We start from the raw sequence: 21,690 nt of genomic DNA on the forward strand, positions 1-21,690 counted from the left end.
ATTGGGATATCGCCAAGCGGTAAGGCACCGGTTTTTGATACCGGCATTCCCTGGTTCGAATCCAGGTATCCCAGCCACACTCCCTAAAAAAACGCCAACTCTCGCTGACGCTTCTTAGTCACTATAACCCTAATGCATAGCTCAATGCTTTACGCTTAAACCATCCCCCACGTTGTGCAGCCATCAATCCAATATTCCTAATGATTTCCACGGGTGGATGCTGATTGCTGAACGCAAAATAAAAAAGATCCATCCCAGTTTGCATCAATAGATTATCGGTATACCGTTTACGCTGGTAGCGTTTCAATGTGTCCAATTGCCACCAAGGTGCTGCCTTTTGGCGCGCTGAAACCAGTATATCGATCAGTGCATCAATATCGCGATAACCTAAGTTCACACCCTGACCCGCGAGGGGATTAATGGTATGCGCCGCATCACCGACTAGCACAACCCCCGGTTTCACATAAGTATTAGCATGTCGCCGAGTTAGAGGAAAGGCACCACTGCGTAATGTCCTGACTTGGCCAACACAATCGGGAAAATGCTGCATAATTTCTCGATCAAGTTGCGTCGGAGTTAACGTCTTAAGTTTATCGATACGCGCTGGACTGTCATACCACACCAAAGATGCATAATTCTCATAAAGCGGTAGAAAAGCACGGGGGCCTTCAGGCGTAAACTGTTGCCAAGTCGTATCACCCGGAGCATTTTGGCATTCGACAGAGATCAACATGCACGATTGTTGATAATCCCAACCTTGTATTCCAATCCCTGCCCCCTGCCGAACTTGTGAATGAGCCCCATCCGCCCCAACCAGTAAACGACAGGTTATCGGTGCGCCCTGATCTAAGGTAACTGCCCAACGTTGCTCGTCTGACTGGTAATCCATCGTTTTGAGTGTCGCAGGAGAAAACAAGGTCACACCAAGAGTTTGCATTCGCTCCCATAGCACGCGCTGTAATACCTGATTTTCAACCATAAACCCCAATTCGGGTAGATTGAGTAACGCTGCGCTGAATTCTGTTTTTGCGCTCTGCCACTCCCACGTCTCTAACTGCCGATAAGGGGCACAACGCCGCGCAACAATTTCAGACCACACGCCAATCTCCTCGAGTAATGCAACGGAGGTGCGACTAATAGCAGAAATTCTCACGTCCGGCAAAGATGCTGGGTCATAAACCTCAGGTTCTCGGCGCTCGATCACCGCTACACGAAACTGTTGTTGCGTCAAACCGCAAGCAAGTGCAGCACCGACCATGCCACCGCCATTGATAACAATATCAAAATGTTCTGTCTGCATCGTGCATCCTTTATCGCTATAGACGTTAGCTGAATTTTACGTAATGAAGATAATAGATATATTGTACCGTAATTTTCAGGGTAAACAGATTATCCGTTATGCTGGTCACAACGACAGCAAAGCATTACAATATGCGGCTAGCCGATCCTTGCACTAAATCAATGGCCCGTTCAATGACAAAAAAATTACATATTAAGACTTGGGGCTGCCAGATGAATGAATATGATTCATCAAAAATGGCAGATCTCCTCAATAGTACTCATGGCTTTTCATTGACCGAAAACGCTGAAGAAGCAGACGTTTTACTCCTAAATACCTGTTCGATTCGCGAAAAAGCACAAGAAAAGGTCTTCCACCAACTCGGTCGGTGGCGCAGCTTAAAAGAACGTAACCCCGACTTAATTATTGGTGTTGGCGGATGTGTTGCCTCTCAAGAAGGTGACCATATTCGTCAACGCGCCCATTATGTCGACATCGTTTTTGGTCCTCAGACGCTCCACCGCTTACCCGAAATGATCAACAGTGTGCGCGGCAATAAAAGTCCAGTTGTCGATATCAGTTTCCCTGAAATTGAAAAATTTGACCGCCTGCCTGAACCACGCGCTGAAGGGCCAACCGCCTTCGTTTCCATCATGGAAGGCTGTAATAAGTATTGTACTTTCTGTGTTGTACCTTATACCCGCGGTGAAGAAGTTAGCCGTCCGAGTGATGATATTCTCTTTGAGATTGCACAATTGGCGGCTCAGGGCGTACGTGAAGTCAATTTACTCGGTCAAAACGTGAATGCTTATCGCGGTCAACACTATGATGGTAGCGTCTGCACCTTTGCGGAATTGATCCGTTTAGTTGCTGCGATTGATGGTATTGACCGTATTCGCTTTACGACAAGTCATCCCATTGAATTTACAGATGATATTATCGATGTGTATCGTGACACGCCTGAGCTTGTCAGCTTTTTACATCTTCCGGTTCAAAGCGGAGCTGATCGCATCCTTATGCTAATGAAACGCGCCCATACTGCGCTTGAGTTTAAAGCGATCATTCGCAAGCTGCGCGTAGCACGGCCAAATATCCAGATTAGCTCCGATTTTATCATTGGCTTCCCAGGTGAGACACAAGAAGACTTTGAACAGACAATGAAGTTGATTGCCGATGTTAATTTCGATATGAGCTTTAGTTTTATCTATTCTGCCCGCCCAGGAACTCCCGCAGCGGATTTACCGGATGATGTGAGCGAAGAAGAGAAAAAACAACGCCTTTATATCCTGCAAGACCGTATCAATCAGCAAGCACAGGCCTGGAGTCGTCGAATGCTCGGTACGGTGCAACGTGTACTGGTCGAAGGTACATCGCGGAAAAATCTGATGGAGCTCTCTGGAAGAACAGAAAATAACCGTGTGGTTAACTTTGAAGGCATTCCAGAGATGATCGGCAAATTTGTCGATATCGAAGTCACCGACGTATTACCGAACTCATTACGGGGTACAGTTGTGCGGACAGAAGAAGAGATGGGACTACGTGTCGTCGAAAGTCCAGCGTCGGTCATTGCTCGAACTCGCAAAGAAAATGAGTTAGGTGTTGGCGTATTCCAGCCTTAACTTTCGACAAACCTGATCGCTTAGCGATCAGGTAATCCCCTCTTTATACTTGTTTTTACACAAAATGCCCCCAAATTGATGGAAGAACTTGCATCACTTGCATTCAGCATAAATACTCTAGAAAGTAACTGAATTCCATTTCTGCCATCACCGACCATTAGTGACCAAGAGGATGATTTTTGAATATTGAAACCCGTGAAATCACGCTTGAGCCTACAGACAATCAACGCTTATTAAGCCTCTGTGGACCTTTTGATGATAACTTAAAACATATTGAGCGCCGTTTAGGTATCGAAATCAACCGCCGGGATAATCACTTTAAACTCGTCGGACGCGCGCTCGTCGTTGCCGCTGCAGAAAATATCTTAAAAGACCTCTATGTCGATACCGCCCCAGTGCGCGGACAAACTCAAGATATTTTGCCCGAGAACATTCACTTGGCGATTAAAGAAAGTGGTGTACTGGAGCAATCAGCAGAAAGCGTGCCCAACTACGGCAAAGCGATTAATATTCAGACCCGTCGTGGCGTTATCAAGCCACGCACCCCGAACCAGGCTCAATACATTGCCAATATTTTTGGTCACGATATCACATTTGGTATCGGTCCGGCGGGGACGGGGAAAACGTATCTTGCCGTCGCAGCAGCCGTCGATGCGCTGGAAAAGCAAGAAATCCGCCGGATATTACTGACTCGCCCAGCTGTCGAAGCCGGTGAAAAACTCGGTTTTCTTCCTGGTGATTTAAGTCAAAAAGTGGATCCCTATTTGCGTCCACTTTACGATGCACTGTTTGAAATGCTTGGCTTTGAACGTGTTGAGAAGCTAATCGAACGTAATGTCATTGAAGTCGCTCCCCTCGCTTATATGCGAGGACGAACCTTAAATGATGCATTCATTATTTTAGATGAGAGCCAGAATACCACGATCGAACAGATGAAAATGTTCTTGACGCGTATCGGCTTCAATTCTAAAGCCGTAATTACCGGGGACATTACGCAAATCGATCTTCCACGTAATGCCAAGTCAGGCCTGAAACACGCCATTGAAGTGCTATCAGATGTCGATGAACTCAGTTTCAACTTCTTCCATAGCGAAGATGTCGTGAGACACCCAGTCGTAGCCCGTATCGTTATTGCATATGAAGCATGGGAAGAGGCTGACCAAAAACGCCGCGCAGAACGTGCGGAAGAAAGAAAGCGTGAAGCCTCGTCAACAGCTCAGGAAAACTAATGGAACACGATGTTGTTTTAGATTTACAAAATGTGTGTGCCTCTCAAGAAGGTCTACCAAACGAAGCGCAGTTTCATCACTGGCTCTCCGCTGCAGTTAGCCCTTTTCAGTCCGTCAGTGAAGTAACTATTCGCCTTGTCGATGAGGCTGAAAGCCAAGATCTGAATCATACTTGGCGGGGCAAGGATAAACCCACTAATGTGCTATCCTTCCCCTTTGAAGCCCCACCTGGTATTGAAGACTTTCCATTACTGGGCGATCTCATCATTTGTCGGCAAGTGGTGGAGCAAGAGGCGCAGGAACAACAAAAATCTTTAGAGGCCCACTGGGCGCATATGGTCATTCATGGTAGCCTGCACCTGCTGGGCTACGATCATATCGTTGATGAAGAGGCTGATGAAATGGAAGCACTGGAAACAGAGATAATGCTTGCGCTCGGCTACCCTGACCCGTACATTTCTGAAAAAGAGACGTATTAATTTATTTATCTGGTGGCGGTAAGTGATGTTGCCCTTACCGCCAAAGCATACTTAACGAGAGATCTAAATAAAACCGCCATGAGCGACGACCATTCTCAAAACAATGATACCCCAAGTAATAAAAAAGGCTTCTTTTCACTACTTCTCAATCAACTTTTTCATGGTGAACCCAAAAATCGTGATGAGCTTCTGGAATTAATTAGAGATTCTGAACAAAAAGACCTGATTGACGAAGATACCCGTGACATGATCGAAGGCGTAATGGATATCGCCCAACAACGGGTTAGGGATATCATGATCCCTCGTTCACAAATGATCACCCTAAAACGTAATCAAAGCCTAGATAGCTGCTTAGATAGTATCATCGAGACGGCACACTCTCGTTTCCCAGTCATCAGCGAGGATAAAGACCACGTTGAAGGGATCTTGATGGCGAAAGATCTCCTCCCCTTTATGCGTAGTGATGCCGATACATTCAGTATTGAGAAGGTACTGCGTCCAGTCGTCGTTGTCCCTGAGAGTAAGCGCGTTGATCGCATGCTTAAAGAGTTCCGTTCTCAACGTTACCATATGGCGATTGTTATTGATGAATTCGGCGGGGTTGCAGGACTGGTCACTATCGAGGATATTCTTGAACTTATCGTCGGTGAAATTGAAGATGAGTACGATGATGTCGAAGATGCGGATGTACGCCAGTTAAATCGCCACACTTATACCGTTAGAGCGTTGATGTCTATTGACGACTTTAATCAGCAATTTAATACGAATTTTAGTGATGATGAAGTTGATACGGTCGGCGGCCTAGTGATGCAGAGTTTCGGTCATTTACCGACTCGAGGTGAAAGTATCATGATTGAAGGCTACCAATTTAAAATTGCCGTGGCAGATCGACGCCGTATTATTCAAGTTCATGTACGCATCCCTGAAAATGCGCCTCCTATTACTCTTAGCGACGACTAATTCCTATGGCAGTCAGTAACATTGTTGACCGACAATCTTTTCGTCTATTGCTCGCCTTACTTACGGGTGCCATTGGCACCCTTGCTTTTTCACCTTTTGATTATTGGCCTGCGGCCCTACTCTCTTTATTTGGTCTACAATGGCTCACAACTGAGCGTAAGACCTCGCAATCTGCAGCAATTGGTTATTGCTGGGGATTAGGTTTATTTGGTAGCGGTGTGAACTGGGTCTATGTCAGCATTGCGACCTTTGGCGGCATGCCCGGTCCAGTGAATGTATTTTTAGTCATACTCCTTGCCGCATGGTTATCGCTATTCACCTCACTCTTTGCCCTACTGTTAAATCGCTTTTTCCCGCGAGTAACCGCCAGTCGGCTGCTCTTTGCGGCGCCAGCCCTCTGGCAAGGAACTGAATTTTTACGCGGCTGGGTGCTGACCGGCTTTCCGTGGCTACAATTTGGTTACAGCCAAATTAATGGCCCGCTTAAAGGGATTGCGCCAATAGCGGGAGTCGAGACCATTAGTTTTCTGCTAATGATGCTCGCCGGTGCCGGTGTACTGGCTATTAAACAGCGCCAAATACGTTATCTGCTCGGGGCCTTCGCTCTACTCTTGCTCTGCTGGCCACTGCGTTATATACAGTGGTACCACGAACAACCAGCACGTAAAACGACGGTAGCCTTAGTACAAGGAGACATCGCACAAAGTATAAAGTGGGATCCTCAACAACTGTCACGCAGTCTACAGACCTACACACGCCTCAGCGCGAAATACTTTGGGCGAGCAAAACTGATTATTTGGCCTGAGTCGGCGATCAGTGACATCGAATCTAATCAGCAAAGATTTTTGCATCAGTTAGATGACGAATTGAGACAAACTGGCAGTCTTTTGGCTACGGGGATTGTTGATTCACGTCTGATGAGTGACAATCGATACCATGACTTTAATTCAGTGATTACGCTAGGTAATCAATCCCCTTATAGTTATTACAGCCCGAATCGCTACCAGAAGAATCATTTAGTTCCTTTTGGGGAGTTCGTCCCGTTGGCCTCTTTATTACGCCCACTCGCCCCTTTCTTCGACTTACCTATGTCAGGGTTCAGTCGCGGTGCTTATCGACAATCGCCTCTCTATCTTGGTGGCTATCAGCTAACCACGGCAATTTGCTATGAAATCGTATTGGGTCAGCAAGTACGTGATAACCTCCAGCCGGATACCGATTTTCTACTGACGGTCTCCAATGATGCGTGGTTTGGCCATTCTATCGGCCCGTGGCAGCATTTTCAGATGGCAAGAATGCGAGCGTTAGAATTAGGTAAACCGCTGCTTCGCGATACTAATAATGGTATTACTGCAGTCATTGCTGCTGATGGCTCTATCGTCAAGCAACTCCCGCAATTCCAACCAGATGTGCTAACTGCAGAGGTTACGCCAACACGAGGCACCACGCCTTACGCATTCACAGGGAACGCTACCATTTGGCTATTAACCATTGTTTTCGTCCTGACCGCCTTCTGGCGACGTAAAAAACACGACATATTATGAGCCTCCCCGGAGGCTCTTCTCCTGACAAATGATGACTTACGAGAATTGACAGTTGTTGCGCGGCAGCCTTATGGGTATGCTATGCGGATCTAAGTAAAGTCATTGTATCAAGCCCCACGCTTATTAATAAGGATCACTGGCCGCCATGCAAGAGCAATACCGCCCGGAAGAGATAGAATCACACGTTCAAGCCCATTGGGATGAAAAAGAGACCTTCAAAGTTACCGAACAAGAAGGTAAAGAAAAATATTACTGCCTATCGATGCTTCCCTATCCTTCTGGCCGACTTCACATGGGGCACGTGCGTAACTACACCATTGGTGATGTGATTGCGCGTTACCAACGTCTTCAAGGTAAAAACGTTCTACAACCTATCGGATGGGATGCGTTTGGTTTGCCAGCAGAGGGTGCTGCGGTCAAAAATAATACGGCACCGGCGCCTTGGACCTACGAAAACATCGACTACATGAAGAACCAGTTAAAGTTACTGGGCTTTGGCTATGATTGGAGTCGTGAATTAGCAACATGCCAGCCAGAGTATTACCGCTGGGAGCAGTGGTTCTTCACTAAACTTTATGAAAAAGGCTTAGTCTATAAAAAAACCTCTGCGGTTAACTGGTGCCCGAATGACCAAACCGTATTAGCGAACGAACAGGTTATCGATGGATGCTGCTGGCGCTGCGACACTAAGGTCGAGCGTAAGGAGATCCCACAGTGGTTTATTAAAATTACTGACTATGCTGAAGAGTTATTAAACGATCTTGATACGTTAGAAGGTTGGCCTGAGCAGGTTAAAACGATGCAACGTAACTGGATTGGTCGCTCTGAAGGGGTAGAGATTACCTTTGCTGTTGCCGATCGTTCCGATACGTTAACCGTCTACACCACGCGTCCAGATACCTTTATGGGTGCAACTTATGTCGCCGTTGCTGCTGGACATCCTTTGGCGCAAGAGGCCGCAGCACAGGATCCTTCTTTAGCGGCATTCATTGAAGAATGTCGTAACACCAAAGTCGCTGAAGCCGAAATGGCGACGATGGAGAAAAAAGGTCATCCGACCTCTTTTCATGTGATTCATCCGTTAACGGGTGAAAAGTTGCCGCTATGGGTGGCCAACTTTGTGCTAATGGAATACGGTACTGGTGCGGTGATGGCTGTTCCTGCCCACGATCAACGTGACTGGGAATTTGCAACAAAATATCAGCTCACGATAAAACCTGTGATTTGCGACGAAGAAGGGAATATCCCTGATGTCAGCAAGGAAGCAATGACATTCAAAGGTCGCTTAGTCAACTCTGGTGAGTTTGATGGATTAGAGAATGCTGCTGGCTTCAACGCGATTGCCGATGCACTTTCTTCAAAAGGCGTTGGCGTGCGTAAGGTCAATTACCGCTTACGCGACTGGGGAGTCTCTCGCCAACGTTACTGGGGGGCGCCAATCCCGATGGTAACATTGGAAGATGGAACCGTAGTCCCTACTCCCGAAGATCAACTGCCTGTATTGTTACCGGAAGATGTCGTCATGGACGGTATCACAAGTCCAATTAAAGCAGATCCTGAATGGGCAAAAACGACCGTTAACGGACAACCTGCCTTACGCGAAACTGACACCTTCGATACCTTTATGGAATCGTCATGGTACTACGCCCGTTATACCTGTACTCATTACGATCAGGGCATGCTTGATCCGGCTGCTGCCAATTATTGGTTGCCGGTTGATCAATATATTGGCGGTATCGAACACGCTATTATGCACCTTATGTATTTCCGCTTCTTCCATAAGTTGTTGCGGGATGCGGGTCTAGTCAATTCTAATGAGCCTGCAAAACGTCTTCTTTGCCAAGGAATGGTGTTGGCTGACGCGTACTACTATATTGGTGTGAACGGTGAGCGTAATTGGGTATCACCGGTAGACGTGACGGTTGAACGCGATGACAAAGGCCGTGTTATTAAAGCCACTGATACTACTGGCCGTGAAGTTATCTATGCCGGTATGAGTAAGATGTCTAAGTCTAAAAATAACGGTATCGACCCACAGTTGATGGTTGAACGTTATGGTGCAGACACGGTACGTCTATTTATGATGTTTGCCTCCCCGGCTGAAATGACCTTGGAGTGGCAAGAATCTGGGGTGGAAGGAGCTAACCGCTTCCTTAAACGTGTTTGGCGTTTAGTGCACGAACATACCACTAAAGGTAGTGTGGCAGCGCTGAATACTAGCGCCTTAGATGATGCCCAAAAAGCGCTACGCCGTGAAGTTCACAAAACCATCGCTAAAGTTTCTGACGATGTAGGTCGTCGTCAAACTTTCAACACGGCAATTGCCGCTGTGATGGAGCTAATGAATAAACTGACGCGTGCCCCTCAAGAGAGCGAGCAAGATCGCGCGCTGATGGATGAAGCATTAAATGCAGTCGTGCGTTTACTCTATCCTTTTACGCCTCATGCATGTTTCGTGTTATGGCAAGCACTGGGGCAAACAACCACTATTGATGAAGCACAATGGCCGGTTGCGGATGAAAAAGCGATGGTCGAAGAGAGTGTTGTAATGGTCATCCAAATTAACGGTAAACTACGGGCAAAAATAAATGTTGCCGCCGAGGCGACACAAGAGCAAGTACAAGCCTTAGCCGCACAGGACCACCTGGTTGCGAAATATTTGGATGGGGCAACAATTCGTAAGGCCATTTTTGTACCTGGTAAGCTGTTAAACCTGGTTATTGGTTAACTCCGGAGGTTATGTGCGACATTTTCTACTCTGCTTGATCATGGCAACTGCGGTGCTTAGCACCGCAGGTTGTGGTTTTCATACCCGTGGGAATACTAAAATACCGTCGGAAATGAAAACAATGATTTTAAATAGTGATGACCCTTATGGTCCTCTAGCTCGTGCTGTTCGCCAGCAATTACGCTTGAGCGGTATTAAGGTCGTCGAGGATTCAGCCGCCGAACGTATGAACGTTCCAACGCTGCATCTGGAAGGTGAGAATAATCACCGTTCTACAGCTTCAATCTTCCTGGATGGTAGTCGTGCTGAATACCAATTAGTTATGACGATTAATGGTCAAATTCTTGTACCGGGTAAGGGTATTTACCCGCTACATACCACCGTGTATCGTGCTTACTTTGATAACTCCAGTAATCCTTTAGCGGCTGATTCAGAGCAAGAGGTCATTTATCAAGAAATGCGTACAAGAGCATCTGAACAATTGGTTCGACAATTGTTAGCGGTGCACGCTGCGGAGCAACAGATTAATGGATCGTCGGTAAATACCCCCGTAGTCTTGGGCCAACCCGACGTAATTACCAGTAGCTCAGAGCAAAGCAGTAACGCTGGTGTAGCCCTCGGTAACTAATGACCAGAGTCTTCCCAGAACAACTCTCGGCGCACCTCAATAATGGGTTGCGTCGTTATTATTTATTGGTGGGGAATGATCCTCTCTTACACCAAGAAAGCCAACAATCAGTATTAGCTGCTGCTCGCTTGCAGGGGTTTAATGAACATCACTCATTCGTTATTGATCAGCATACTGACTGGGATTCACTCTTCAGTGCATGTCAGGCGATGAGCTTATTTAGTCAGCGGCAAGTGTTTACTCTTCAACTTCCCGATAATGGCCCTAATGCTACACAAGCAGCACAATTAGTTGTGCTGCTCTCATTAATTCATGATGACTTACTGTTAATTATTCATGCGTCGAAAATCACCAAAGCACAAGAGAATAGTGCTTGGTACAAAGCATTGCTTGAGAACAGCTTACTGATAACATGTCATACCCCAGATCATCAACAACTTCCTCGTTGGGTGCAGCAACGTTGCCGGGCTATGTCATTAGAGATTGACGATCCCTCATTACGATTACTTTGCTACTACTATGAAGGTAATTTGCTAGCGCTCTCACAAGCGCTCGAGCGTCTCTTTTTGCTCTGGCCTGATGGTGTATTAACATTACCTAGAGTAGAAGAAGCCGTTTATGACGCGGCCGTTTTTACGCCCTATCACTGGATTGATGCTTTACTTGCAGGAAAAAGTAAACGGGCTCTACACGTTTTAAAGCAGTTACAGCTAGAAGATCACGAACCGATTATTTTACTGCGTACCCTGCAGCGTGAAATCATGATTTTGCTCGATGTCCAAGCGAAACCTATCGATGCGCGACGCGCAACGATGGATAAATTACGCGTTTGGCAAAATCGACGCCAACTTTATACCAGTGCGTTACAGCGCCTTGACCGTATTCGCTTACGTCAAATCGTTCATCATTTAGCTGCGCTTGAAATCGCTGTAAAAAAGGATTTTTCTGCCGAATGCTGGCCAGCATTACATTCACTGAGCGTACTCATTTGCCAACCTCAGTTTCCTATAGGACTTTATCATGTCTAAACTTCGTGCATGGTTTGGGGGCACTTTCGACCCTATTCATAATGGTCATTTAAATTGTGCTCGTGAATTAGCAACGCTTCTCGACATTGATAACGTCACGTTGCTCCCCAATAACGTGCCACCGCACCGCCCTCAACCAGAGGCCAGTGCCCGACAACGAGTGGAGCTCCTCAAACTGGCAATACATGATGATCCCTTATTCTCGATCGATACTCGTGAGCTAGAACGCGATACCCCTTCTTGGACCATCGATACACTGACGCTCCTGCGAGCTGAAGTGGGTGAAACGACACCACTTGCCTTTATCATCGGTCAGGATTCATTACTCAGTATTAATCGCTGGGAAAGGTGGCAAGAAATTCTCGACTACTGCCATCTGATTGTGGCGCAACGTCCGGGCTACGCTAGCCAGCATTCAGACAGTAAAGTGCAGGCTTGGATCACTCGCCACAACGCGAATGTCCCCCAGCTCCAGCAACAACCGTGCGGCGGTATTTTTCTGGCTGATACCGGCTTATATACTATTTCTGCGACGGATATCCGCCGACGCCTCCATCATGGCCTATCTTGTCAAAATCTACTGCCTGATTCGGTGATTGATTATATCGCCACGACAGGATTATATCGTCACCGTTGACAGCGTGGTACAATAGGTTTCCCCCCTAGCTTATCGCCTTTGTTGCGATGCTAGGGATTGTATTTTTATTTATTACCTTAAGGTGACGCTTTTGCAAGGCCAAGCACTCCAAGCTTTTGTTATCGATAAAGTCGATGATCTCAAAGCACAAAATATAATTTCTATCGATGTTCACGGTAAATCAAGTATCACTGATTGTATGGTTATTTGTACGGGAACCTCTTCACGTCACGTTATGTCCATCGCAGACCACCTTAAACAAGAGGCTAAACAGGTCGGGCTACAACCAATGGGAACGGAAGGTAAAGTTTCTGGTGATTGGGTCGTGGTAGACTTAGGTGAAGTCATTGTTCACATCATGGAAGAAGAAGCGCGTCAGCTTTATGAACTTGAGAAGCTCTGGAGCTAATCGGTGAAATTGCAGCTCGTCGCCGTAGGTACCAAAATGCCCGATTGGGTTCAAACCGGGTTTATGGACTATCTGCGCCGTTTTCCTCGTGATATGCCGTTTGAACTCATTGAGATCCCTGCGGGGAAACGAGGTAAAAATGCTGACATTAAACGGATTCTTGAAAAAGAAGGTGAGGCGATGTTAGCTGCAGTGGGGAAAGGGAATCGCATCGTTACCTTGGATATTCCTGGCACACCTTGGGAAACACCCGTGCTAGCGCAGCAACTTGAACGCTGGAAGCAGGATGGGCGCGATGTCAGTTTACTGATTGGCGGGCCAGAAGGGCTAGCACCGGCTTGTAAAGCTGCGGCAGATCAAAGTTGGTCGCTTTCTCCATTGACCTTACCTCATCCGTTAGTCAGAGTATTAGTTGCGGAAAGCCTCTATCGCGCGTGGAGCATGACGACTAACCATCCCTATCATCGCGAATAATCTCTCGACTATTGACTAAGTAGAAAACACTTGCATGAAATTAACCGCTTACGCTTTTCGTGACTATAGCGCTGAACAAAAAGTATTTGTCAAACGGGCAGCCATAGCGCTTGTAGGTGTTTTTCTATTAATTTCACTTTTAGTCATTAATCTCTGTCACTTACAAATCATCAAGTACAATGATTACCGCACACGATCTAACCAAAATAGAATAAAGTTAGTCCCTGTCGCCCCAAGTCGAGGGATTATTTATGACCGTAATGGTATTCCCCTCGCGCTCAATCGTACTATTTATCAGGCAGAAATTCTGCCAGCTAAAGTGGGTAACTTGGCGCAAACGCTTAAAGAGTTACAACCCATATTATCGCTCAATGAAGACGACTTGATCGCTTTTGAGAAAGATCGTAAACAAGCGCGTCGCTTCACACCTGTCGTGGTCAAATATGAGTTAAATGACGAGCAGATCGCTCGTTTTGCAGTCAACCAATATCGCTTTCCGGGTGTAGAGATCAAGGGCTATCAACGCCGTTACTACCCTTATGGTCCAAGTCTTACCCATATTGTTGGCTATGTTTCTAAAATTAATGATCATGACCTAATCCGTTTAAATAACGAACAAAAGGCTGGAAACTACACGGCAAGCCATGATATCGGTAAACTCGGTATTGAGGCTTATTATGAAGATATTTTACATGGTACGACAGGTTATGAAGAAGTTGAGGTGAATAACCGTGGGCGCGTGGTGAGACAACTTAATGAAGTGAGTCCCCAAGCCGGCGAAGATATTACCTTAACTCTCGACCTCGCTTTACAGCAGTATATCGAAACCCTCCTGAGCGGCAGTCGCGGAGCAGTGGTTGTAAGTGATCCACGTAACGGTGATATTTTAGCAATGGTCTCAATGCCAAGTTACGATCCCAATTTGTTTGTAGAAGGTATCTCAAGTAAAGATTATAAAGAATTATTGACCAATCCCGACCGTCCATTGTACAACCGTGCCATTCAAGCAGCCTATCCACCAGCATCAACAGTTAAACCTTTTGTTGCGGTATCGGCACTAAGCACCGGCGTCATTACCAAAAATAGTAGTTTGGTGGATCCCGGTTGGTGGCAACTTCCCGGAACCGATAAACGTTTTCGTGATTGGAAGAAATGGGGCCACGGCCGCCTAAACGTAACGAAATCCCTTGAGGAATCGGCAGATACCTTTTTCTATCAAGTCGCCTTTGATATGGGGATCGATCGCCTCTCTGAATGGATGACAAAGTTCGGTTACGGTCGGCGTACAGGTATCGATCTTCCGCAAGAGAGTGCCGGCAATATGCCAACCCGAGAGTGGAAATTACATCGTTTTAAAAAACCGTGGTATCAAGGTGATACTATTCCAGTTGGTATTGGTCAAGGCTATTGGACGGCAACACCTTTACAAATGAATAAAGCACTTATGGCATTGATTAATGATGGCGTGGTGAAAGTCCCTCACTTATTACTTTCAGCTAATCGTGCTGGGATTAGCGAGCCTTATCGCGCTGCTGATCCAGAGTCTATTGGCGAGGTGCATTCCGGTCATTGGGAAATCGCTAAAGATGGAATGTATGGGGTGGCTAACCGCCCAAATGGAACTGCGCATAAAAGTTTCATAGATGCCCCTTATAAAATTGCGGCGAAGTCTGGTACCGCACAAGTATTCGGGCTAAAGGCGAATGAAACGTATAATGCCAATAAAATTTCTGAGCGTTTGCGTGATCACAAATTGATGACGGCCTTCGCTCCTTATGATAATCCACGCGTCGCAATCACAATGATCGTAGAGAATGGTGGTTCCGGCCCAGCCGTCGGTACAATAATGCGTCAGATTTTGGACCATATTATGCTAGGCGACAATAATACCCAATTACCCTCAGAGTCTTCGCAGCATTCTGGGGATGAAGGTGACGAGTAATGTCTATGAGTGACCATCCACAAAAACAATCTATCTGGACTCGGATCCATCTTGATCCGATGTTTATGATTATTATTTTAACACTGCTCACCTATAGTGGGTTTATTATCTGGAGTGCTAGTGGTCAAGATCCTGGCATGATGGAGCGCAAGATCGGTCAAATCGGGATGGGCTTAGCGCTAATGCTTACCTTAGCTCAAATTCCTCCTCGGGTTTACGAAAGTTGGGCGCCCTACCTTTATATCTTAAGTGTGGTATTACTGATTGCGGTGGATGCATTCGGCCATATCAGTAAAGGAGCTCAGCGTTGGCTCGATCTCGGTATTGTCCGCTTCCAACCGTCAGAAATCGCTAAAATCGCGGTGCCGCTCATGGTTGCTCGCTTTATTAACCGAGATATTTGCCCACCTTCACTGAAAAATACAGCAATAGCCTTGGTGTTAATTGCTTTACCGACTCTTTTAGTGGCGGCACAACCTGACCTTGGTACGGCAATATTAATTGCAGCATCGGGGATCTTTGTCCTTTTTCTATCAGGTATGAGCTGGAGGCTAATTGGGATAGCCCTCCTATTACTCGCCGCTTTTATTCCCATTCTATGGTTTTTCTTGATGCATGATTATCAACGTGATCGTGTGATGATGCTCCTAAATCCCGAAAGTGATCCATTGGGTGCTGGCTATCATATCATTCAGTCAAAAATTGCCATTGGTTCCGGTGGACTACGCGGTAAAGGATGGTTACATGGCACGCAATCACAATTAGAATTCTTACCTGAACGCCATACCGACTTTATTTTCGCTGTTTTGGCTGAAGAGCTCGGTCTAATTGGTGTTCTTGGTTTATTAGCCCTTTATCTCCTATTAATTATTCGTGGATTGGTGATTGCTGCCCGGGCGCAGACGACCTTTGGCCGTGTTATGGCCGGGGGTTTAATGCTAATCTTATTTGTCTATGTATTCGTCAACATTGGCATGGTAAGCGGTATCCTTCCGGTGGTTGGGGTACCTTTACCCTTAGTCAGCTATGGTGGCTCGGCGTTAGTAGTCCTTATGGCAGGTTTTGGCATAGTAATGTCAATTCATACTCATCGAAAAATGTTATCTAAAAGCGTATAAGAGGCAGACATGCGAAAGGAATGGCTTGGAATTAGCTTGGCATCATTAATGTTAGCGGCATGCTCGACAAATCAGCAGCAGAATTACACCGCACCTCCCCTGCCTGCCTATAATGGACAGGTAGTTGAGATACCAGGTATTGAACCGAAGTACGAGCCTCGCAACCCTACGGCTAATAACGATTACAGCGTCAATGGCGTACGTTATAAGATAGTCACCGATACACAGAATTTTAGTCAGATTGGTTTGGCTTCTATCTATGGCCCAGAAGCACAAGGCAATCGTACTGCCTCTGGCGAAGCCTTCGATGGCGATGCCTTCACTGCGGCCCACCCAACGTTGCCTATCCCTTCTTATGTACGCGTGACAAACTTAGCCAATAACCGACAAATTGTGGTGCGTATTAATGATCGTGGACCTTTTATCCCCGGTCGAATTATTGATCTCTCTCCCGCGGCGGCAACACGTCTCAATACATCAAATAATAGCCGAGTACGTATTGATGTCATCAATGTAGCCCCTGATGGCACACTTTCTGGGCCGGGTACCATAGGGACACGCGTGGCAAAACAAAGTTATGATCTGCCTGCACGCCCTGATCTTGACGGGGGTATGGTCACAAGCGAGCCCTCTTCCAGTTCAAGTAGCGCTTTGGCTCCCGTGACAACCTCTACAACAGACGCTGTATCTGATGTTCGTCCTGTGGATAACAGTGAATTACAGAATAATGGCAGCATCGGTGCACCGATTCGTACCAATGGGCTACAGGGAGCACCGCAACCGCTGCGTAGTGGCGTACTGGAGTCAGACGACGATACCCCCACTCCAACCCCAGTGACCAAAACGGTCCGTCCGGCTCCCGTAGTCGCTCCGGTTGAAACGACTTCCCCTCACACCACTCCAGCGGTCAGCCCGGCGGTGAAAACACCAACCGCATCCAATCACGGTACGGGTAAAGGGTTTGTGGTTCAGGTTGCCGCGGTCAACAATAGTGAAAGAGCCAATGAATTACAGAAAAAATTAGCTCAACACTATAATGTCGCAGGACATGTTGAAGCCGTGAATGGCAATATCTATCGAGTACAGCTCGGTGGGTATCCTAACCGAAGCGATGCTAGCGCACTGCAGCATCGTCTTGCTCAAGATAATATCAATTCGTTTATCACTTCTAATAATAATTAAGACTCTCAACACCCCCCACTAAGCCTCTGCTTAGTGGGACTTTAGTTAAAGCCTCTGAATGAGAACGTCGTAATGAATACTATTTTGACACCTGGAATGTTAAAACGTCTGACTTTATTTCCTATTACCTTGTTGTTTGTTGGCTACTCTGCGCTTGCAGACGATAACGTGATACAAACCATGATCCCACAAGTACCGAATATCGATGCTGAAGCCTACATTGTCATGGATTATAACTCTGGCAAGGTGCTGGCAGAAAAAAATGCTGATGCACGACGTGATCCTGCAAGCCTAACCAAAATGATGACCAGTTACGTCATCGGTCAAGCGATAAAAGCAGGGAAAATCCATCAAGACGACCTAGTGACCGTCGGACAGGATGCTTGGGCCACAGGAAACCCGGTATTTAAAGGCTCTTCACTGATGTTTCTAAAGCCTGGTGACCGCGTCCCCGTATCACAACTGACGCGAGGGATCGTGTTGCAGTCAGGAAATGACGCCTGCGTTGCCATGGCGGATTATGTGGCTGGAAGCCAAGAAACGTTTGTCGGCCTGATGAATAACTACGTCAAAAACCTCGGTTTACAAAATACTCACTTTCAGACCGTACATGGTTTGGATGCCGCCGGGCAATATAGCTCAGCAAGAGATATGGCGCTGATTGGTCAAGCACTTATCAGAGATGTCCCAGACGAGTATGCAATCTATCATGAGAAAGAATTTACCTATAATAATATCCGCCAACTGAACCGTAATGGATTGTTGTGGGATACCAGTATGAATGTTGATGGAATAAAGACTGGACATACTGATTCAGCTGGATTCAACCTTGTCGCCTCAGCCACAGAAGGCCAAATGCGTTTAATCTCTGCCGTTATGGGGGGACATACTTACAAAGGCCGTGAAACAGAGAGTAAAAAATTACTGACGTGGGGGTTTCGTTTCTTTGAAACCATTGCACCGATTAAAGCCGGTAAAGACTTTGCTTCTGAGCCGGTTTGGTTTGGTAATACGGATAAAGCCGAGCTTGGGGTTAATAAAGATGTCTATATCACCGTGCCACGCGGTCGTATGAAAGATCTTAAAGCAAGTTATGTGTTGAATAGTGGTGAACTCCATGCGCCATTAGAGAAGAACCAAGTCGTGGGTACTATCAACTTCCAGCTTGATGGTAAAGTTATCGATCAACGTCCGTTAATGGTACTTAATGCGGTACCCGAGGGAGGATTTTTCAGTCGTATGATCGACCATATAAAATTGATGTTCCATCACTGGTTTGGCTAGATGGCTTGATTTTCCCATCTTCTCCCCCACATACTACTAGTACAGCTCCCGCATAAGCGGGAGTGTTTTTGACTTGGAGTGACTATGAAAACTAAATTAAATGAACTTTTAGAATTTCCTACCCCGTTTACCTACAAAGTGATGGGCCTTGCTCAACCGGAGCTTGTCGATCAAGTTATCGAAGTCGTGCAGCGCCATGCTCCTGGTGAATATTCACCGACGATCACACCTAGTAGCAAGGGTAACTATCACTCGGTATCAATTACTATCAATGCTACTCATATTGACCAAGTTGAAACCTTATACGAAGAGTTAGGAAATATTGAAATCGTTCGTATGGTGATGTAATGAGCCAATATCAGTCTTCTCCTGACTTTGAACTCCCCCCTCTTATTGTCCGTCATCTCGGCCTGGTAGAGTGGTCAGCGGTTTCACAAGCGATGCATAAGTTTACCGATCAACGCACACCGCAAACTGCTGATGAGATATGGTTAGTAGAGCACCCTGCTGTCTTTACGCAAGGTCAAGCAGGTAAGACTGAGCATTTGTTGGCAACAGGCGACATCCCAGTGATGCAGAGTGATCGCGGTGGCCAAGTCACCTACCACGGGCCGGGCCAACAAATCATGTACGTATTAATCGATATAAAACGCCGCAAATTGGGAGTACGCGACCTCGTCACTGCGCTGGAAAACACAGTTATCGCTACGCTTGCGGATGATAATTTAGAGGCTTATGCGCGCGCGGATGCTCCAGGGGTCTATATTGCCGGGCAAAAAATTTGTTCCTTAGGACTACGTATCCGTCGCGGTTGCTCTTTTCATGGTCTCGCGCTGAATGTTGAGATGGATCTCTCACCTTTTGCTCGCATTAACCCATGTGGTTACGCCGACCTTACCATGACGCAACTGCGCGATCAGGGTAGCCAACGACAAATTGCCGATGTCCGAGATGCACTGGTACAGCACTTTACCCATGCTATTCATTATCCTGAGAGGGTTGTCCCCCCTACTATTCCCAGCGAGCACCCTCTATACTTTACAAGTTTGTAACTTTTATCTGCTTAGAGCTGTCTAAGCAGCGGCCTAGTGATATACTTTTGCAAATTCATCAGCAACGTTGAACCGGCGTAATAGCTAATTCTTCTGACAGTGACGCGGAATACCTTATGAGCAAACCAATACAGATGGAACGCGGTGTCAAATATCGGGATGCCGATAAAATGGCATTAATCCCGGTTAAAACCGTGGTAACCGAGCGCCAAGAAATACTACGTAAACCCGAATGGATGAAGATTAAATTACCGGCTGACTCAAGTCGTATCCAAGGGATTAAAGCGGCGATGCGTAAAAATGGTCTGCACTCGGTCTGTGAAGAAGCCTCTTGCCCAAATTTAGCAGAGTGCTTTAACCACGGTACAGCCACCTTTATGATCCTTGGCGCTATCTGTACCCGACGCTGCCCATTTTGTGACGTAGCCCACGGTAGACCTGTCGCTCCTGATACTCATGAACCAGAAAAACTTGGCCAAACCATTGCTGATATGGCATTACGCTATGTCGTGATCACATCCGTTGACCGTGATGATTTACGTGATGGCGGTGCCCAGCATTTTGCTGACTGTATTACTGCTATTCGAGCTAAAAGTCCGGCAATAAAAATTGAAACGTTAGTGCCCGATTTTCGTGGACGTATGGATAAGGCATTAGAGATTCTTTCAGCTACGCCCCCTGACGTGTTCAACCACAATCTTGAAAATGTCCCACGCTTATATCGTCAAGTTAGACCCGGTGCCAACTATCAGTGGTCATTGACTTTATTAGAAAAATTTAAACAAGCCCATCCTACTATCCCGACGAAATCGGGACTAATGGTGGGCTTAGGCGAAACTAACGAAGAAATTATTGAAGTGATGCGAGACTTGCGCCGCCACGGGGTGACCATGTTAACTCTGGGGCAATACTTACAGCCGAGCCGTCACCACCTTCCTGTACAACGTTATGTTAGCCCCGCAGAATTTGACGAAATGAAGCAAGAAGCGATGGCAATGGGCTTTACTCACGCAGCGTGCGGCCCTTTTGTACGCTCTTCATATCATGCAGATATGCAGGCACAAGGCATTGAGATTAAGTAAGCCTCTTAGCTAATAAAAAACCAGTCTTCACATAAGACTGGTTTTTTTATATTCAGTTACATTAAAGAGTAATCTTTCGATAGTTCACTCTTTATGTGTGACTCGCTCTGCAGTGGCTTCTTCTGCGGCTGGACTCTTCGCTGCAGAATCATCCTCTTTCATAGCTTTTTTAAAGCCTTTGATTGCACTTCCTAAGTCGCCACCGAGTGAACGTAACTTATTCGTACCAAACAGTAAAACAATCAATGCGCCAATAATCAACAACTTAGCTAAGCTAATACCTTCCATAATTCTTTTGACCTCGATACCCAGAAAGACACTATACCTATCATGATAGAACAGGATTATAACACAATTATGATCTGTAACAGATTACGTATTAACACCCGCGTAACTTAGAGAAAAAAAAACCCGCCTAAATGGCGGGTTTTTGAAATTCTGGCTGTTAACTTACAGGCTGATAACGTTAGCAGCAGATGGGCCTTTAGCGCCGTCAGTAATTTCAAACTCTACGCGCTGACCTTCAGCAAGAGTTTTGAAGCCATTGCTCTGGATAGCAGAGAAATGTACGAATACATCTTTGCTGCCATCTTCAGGAGTAATGAAACCGAATCCTTTGGATTCATTAAACCACTTAACGTTACCTTTAATCTTAGACATCTATATTACCTTTACATTAAAAAAGACACTAAATCTGTGTCGGTATCTAGTACACCAATTGCGGAGCCATTTGTCCAGTAAGATCTGATGAAAAAGTGATAAATATCGTTTTTTTGTGCAATTGCTTGAGATTTAACCGGGTAAAAAGCGTATTTGATGAAACCGGAACCATTCTTAAATACAAAAGCGAGAAGGATGAGTCTTTCCCACATCGCCCCCTTCCTCTTTATTCATCTATTATTGAAACCCTTCCTACTGATTATTGCTCGCATTCATTACGATAATCTCTATACCCCTCCGACAAAAAACGACATCAATCACGATGATCGTTAACGTCAAATACTCGCATTTCTTAG

The 21,690-nt window shown here is 46.2% G+C and carries 22 protein-coding genes and 1 tRNA gene; 20 read left to right on the plus strand and 3 right to left on the minus strand.

What is annotated here, in order from left to right; all coding sequences use genetic code 11:
• Nucleotides 1-2: 2 nt before the first annotated feature.
• Nucleotides 3-77: transfer RNA gene (locus HGT73_RS13850), tRNA-Gln, on the plus strand.
• A 44-nt stretch (nucleotides 78-121) separates the two neighbouring features.
• Here HGT73_RS13850 and ubiF read toward each other — a convergent pair.
• Nucleotides 122-1,300, minus strand: coding sequence for a 3-demethoxyubiquinol 3-hydroxylase (gene ubiF, locus HGT73_RS13855; protein WP_214215850.1), 1,179 nt, complete (start codon nucleotides 1,298-1,300; stop codon nucleotides 122-124).
• A 173-nt stretch (nucleotides 1,301-1,473) separates the two neighbouring features.
• Between ubiF and miaB the strand changes: the two genes are divergently transcribed.
• From miaB to lipA, 18 genes are all read left to right on the plus strand, one after another.
• The gene (gene miaB, locus HGT73_RS13860; RefSeq protein WP_214215851.1) at nucleotides 1,474-2,898 is read left to right on the plus strand and encodes a tRNA (N6-isopentenyl adenosine(37)-C2)-methylthiotransferase MiaB; all 1,425 of its coding nucleotides are present in this window, start codon (nucleotides 1,474-1,476) and stop codon (nucleotides 2,896-2,898) included.
• A 179-nt stretch (nucleotides 2,899-3,077) separates the two neighbouring features.
• Nucleotides 3,078-4,127: a PhoH family protein gene (locus tag HGT73_RS13865; protein ID WP_214215852.1), complete on the plus strand. Its 1,050-nt coding sequence runs from the start codon at nucleotides 3,078-3,080 to the stop codon at nucleotides 4,125-4,127.
• The gene (ybeY, locus tag HGT73_RS13870; protein ID WP_214215853.1) at nucleotides 4,127-4,606 is read left to right on the plus strand and encodes an rRNA maturation RNase YbeY; all 480 of its coding nucleotides are present in this window, start codon (nucleotides 4,127-4,129) and stop codon (nucleotides 4,604-4,606) included. The genes HGT73_RS13865 and ybeY overlap by 1 nt, the downstream gene beginning before the upstream one ends.
• A 78-nt stretch (nucleotides 4,607-4,684) precedes the next feature.
• Complete coding sequence (corC, locus tag HGT73_RS13875; protein ID WP_214215854.1) at nucleotides 4,685-5,566, plus strand: CNNM family magnesium/cobalt transport protein CorC; 882 nt, start codon at nucleotides 4,685-4,687, stop codon at nucleotides 5,564-5,566.
• A 5-nt stretch (nucleotides 5,567-5,571) separates the two neighbouring features.
• Nucleotides 5,572-7,110, plus strand: a complete 1,539-nt coding sequence (gene lnt / locus HGT73_RS13880; RefSeq protein WP_214215855.1) for an apolipoprotein N-acyltransferase — start codon at nucleotides 5,572-5,574, stop codon at nucleotides 7,108-7,110.
• Nucleotides 7,111-7,255: 145 nt separating this feature from the next.
• Nucleotides 7,256-9,838: a leucine--tRNA ligase gene (gene leuS / locus HGT73_RS13885; protein ID WP_214215856.1), complete on the plus strand. Its 2,583-nt coding sequence runs from the start codon at nucleotides 7,256-7,258 to the stop codon at nucleotides 9,836-9,838.
• Nucleotides 9,839-9,851: 13 nt separating this feature from the next.
• Nucleotides 9,852-10,466, plus strand: coding sequence for an LPS assembly lipoprotein LptE (gene lptE / locus HGT73_RS13890; protein ID WP_214215857.1), 615 nt, complete (start codon nucleotides 9,852-9,854; stop codon nucleotides 10,464-10,466).
• Nucleotides 10,466-11,494 (plus strand): DNA polymerase III subunit delta, encoded by a 1,029-nt coding sequence (holA, locus tag HGT73_RS13895; protein ID WP_214215858.1) that lies wholly within the window; start codon nucleotides 10,466-10,468, stop codon nucleotides 11,492-11,494. Before lptE ends, holA begins: the two co-directional genes overlap by 1 nt.
• The gene (gene nadD, locus HGT73_RS13900) at nucleotides 11,487-12,131 is read left to right on the plus strand and encodes a nicotinate-nucleotide adenylyltransferase (RefSeq protein WP_214215859.1); all 645 of its coding nucleotides are present in this window, start codon (nucleotides 11,487-11,489) and stop codon (nucleotides 12,129-12,131) included. Before holA ends, nadD begins: the two co-directional genes overlap by 8 nt.
• Nucleotides 12,132-12,222: 91 nt before the next feature.
• On the plus strand, nucleotides 12,223-12,540 hold the full coding sequence (gene rsfS / locus HGT73_RS13905) for a ribosome silencing factor (protein ID WP_214215860.1): 318 nt from the start codon (nucleotides 12,223-12,225) through the stop codon (nucleotides 12,538-12,540).
• A 3-nt stretch (nucleotides 12,541-12,543) separates the two neighbouring features.
• On the plus strand, nucleotides 12,544-13,014 hold the full coding sequence (gene rlmH / locus HGT73_RS13910) for a 23S rRNA (pseudouridine(1915)-N(3))-methyltransferase RlmH (protein ID WP_214215861.1): 471 nt from the start codon (nucleotides 12,544-12,546) through the stop codon (nucleotides 13,012-13,014).
• 34 nt (nucleotides 13,015-13,048) lie between these two features.
• Nucleotides 13,049-14,956 (plus strand): peptidoglycan DD-transpeptidase MrdA, encoded by a 1,908-nt coding sequence (gene mrdA, locus HGT73_RS13915; protein ID WP_214215862.1) that lies wholly within the window; start codon nucleotides 13,049-13,051, stop codon nucleotides 14,954-14,956.
• 5 nt (nucleotides 14,957-14,961) lie between these two features.
• Nucleotides 14,962-16,074 carry a peptidoglycan glycosyltransferase MrdB gene (gene mrdB / locus HGT73_RS13920; RefSeq protein ID WP_214215873.1) on the plus strand — a complete coding sequence of 371 codons (1,113 nt, stop codon included), beginning with the start codon at nucleotides 14,962-14,964 and terminating at the stop codon, nucleotides 16,072-16,074.
• Nucleotides 16,075-16,083: 9 nt separating this feature from the next.
• Nucleotides 16,084-17,256: an endolytic peptidoglycan transglycosylase RlpA gene (gene rlpA / locus HGT73_RS13925; RefSeq protein ID WP_214215863.1), complete on the plus strand. Its 1,173-nt coding sequence runs from the start codon at nucleotides 16,084-16,086 to the stop codon at nucleotides 17,254-17,256.
• A 72-nt stretch (nucleotides 17,257-17,328) separates the two neighbouring features.
• Nucleotides 17,329-18,540, plus strand: coding sequence for a D-alanyl-D-alanine carboxypeptidase DacA (dacA, locus tag HGT73_RS13930; protein ID WP_214215864.1), 1,212 nt, complete (start codon nucleotides 17,329-17,331; stop codon nucleotides 18,538-18,540).
• Nucleotides 18,541-18,624: 84 nt separating this feature from the next.
• Complete coding sequence (gene ybeD, locus HGT73_RS13935; protein ID WP_071434586.1) at nucleotides 18,625-18,888, plus strand: DUF493 family protein YbeD; 264 nt, start codon at nucleotides 18,625-18,627, stop codon at nucleotides 18,886-18,888.
• Entirely contained in the window at nucleotides 18,888-19,592 is a 705-nt protein-coding gene (lipB, locus tag HGT73_RS13940) for a lipoyl(octanoyl) transferase LipB (protein ID WP_214215865.1), read from the plus strand. The genes ybeD and lipB overlap by 1 nt, the downstream gene beginning before the upstream one ends.
• Before the next feature lie 116 nt (nucleotides 19,593-19,708).
• Complete coding sequence (gene lipA / locus HGT73_RS13945; RefSeq protein ID WP_214215866.1) at nucleotides 19,709-20,674, plus strand: lipoyl synthase; 966 nt, start codon at nucleotides 19,709-19,711, stop codon at nucleotides 20,672-20,674.
• Between the two features lie 84 nt (nucleotides 20,675-20,758).
• Here the strand turns inward: lipA and tatE are convergent, their stop codons facing one another.
• Together tatE and cspE are read right to left on the minus strand one after the other, a co-directional pair.
• Nucleotides 20,759-20,962, minus strand: coding sequence for a twin-arginine translocase subunit TatE (gene tatE, locus HGT73_RS13950; RefSeq protein WP_214215867.1), 204 nt, complete (start codon nucleotides 20,960-20,962; stop codon nucleotides 20,759-20,761).
• A gap of 162 nt (nucleotides 20,963-21,124) precedes the next feature.
• On the minus strand, nucleotides 21,125-21,334 hold the full coding sequence (cspE, locus tag HGT73_RS13955; RefSeq protein ID WP_006118399.1) for a transcription antiterminator/RNA stability regulator CspE: 210 nt from the start codon (nucleotides 21,332-21,334) through the stop codon (nucleotides 21,125-21,127).
• Between the two features lie 156 nt (nucleotides 21,335-21,490).
• Here cspE and HGT73_RS13960 point away from each other — a divergent pair, with 156 nt between their 5' ends.
• Complete coding sequence (locus HGT73_RS13960) at nucleotides 21,491-21,667, plus strand: hypothetical protein (RefSeq protein WP_214215868.1); 177 nt, start codon at nucleotides 21,491-21,493, stop codon at nucleotides 21,665-21,667.
• Nucleotides 21,668-21,690 lie beyond the last annotated feature (23 nt).

This window comes from Rosenbergiella australiborealis (genome assembly GCF_018494035.1).
Lineage (GTDB): Bacteria > Pseudomonadota > Gammaproteobacteria > Enterobacterales > Enterobacteriaceae > Rosenbergiella > Rosenbergiella australiborealis.